Origin of the sequence: Mariniradius sediminis (assembly GCF_021491425.1) — a bacterium.
In the GTDB taxonomy this organism is placed as follows: Bacteria; Bacteroidota; Bacteroidia; order Cytophagales; family Cyclobacteriaceae; genus Mariniradius; species Mariniradius saccharolyticus.
Genome location: NZ_JAKEVZ010000050.1, coordinates 1 through 698 on the forward strand (window position 1 = coordinate 1; position 698 = coordinate 698).

1 protein-coding gene is annotated in these 698 nt (G+C 52.9%); it reads right to left on the reverse strand.

Annotation, left to right across the window (positions count from 1 at the left end; genetic code table 11):
* Positions 1-698: CLIPPER-2 domain-containing protein (locus L0U89_RS20225; protein WP_439651579.1), on the reverse strand; the 698-nt coding region annotated here is incomplete at both ends.

The following is a 698-nucleotide window of genomic DNA, read 5'->3' on the forward strand; positions in this document are numbered from 1 at the left end:
TGAGCCCTGTCAGCGGATCGACAACCACGACGTTGGAAAGTGTTGTATTGCCCGTGTTGGTGACGACAATAGTATAATTCAACACGTCTCCCACTGCGTCGAAGCTGCTTTCAGCCACCGACTTGTCCATGGATAGGGCAGGCGATTGTACCGCGTTGACGGTTACCTGGTCGGAAACGGATACAGAGCCCGAAGAGGCGGAAGCCGTGTTGCCAACCGAACCGTTGTCCAAGTCAGACTGGACGATGGTATAAGAAGTATTGAAGCTTTGCGAAGCCGTAGGTGCCAGCGAAGCGATGGTCTGGTTGAGCCCTGTCAGCGGATCGACCACGACAACATTCGACAAAGTCACGTTGCCCGTGTTGGTCACCACAATAGTATAATTCAACACGTCTCCCACTGCGTCGAAGCTGCCCTCCGCGACTGTTTTCTGGATACTTAAAGCAGGCGATTGTACCGCATTGACGGTTACCTGGTCGGAAACGGATACCGATCCCGAAGAAGCCGAAGCTGTGTTGGCGACCGAACCGTTGTCCAAGTCAGATTGGACGATTGTGTAAGATGTGTTGAAGCTTTGCGAAGCCGTTGGAGCGAGCGAAGCAATGGTCTGGTTCAAACCTGTCAAAGGATCGACGACCACGACGTTGGGCAGGGTTACATTGCCCGTGTTGGTCACTACAATTGTGTAGTTCAGGACA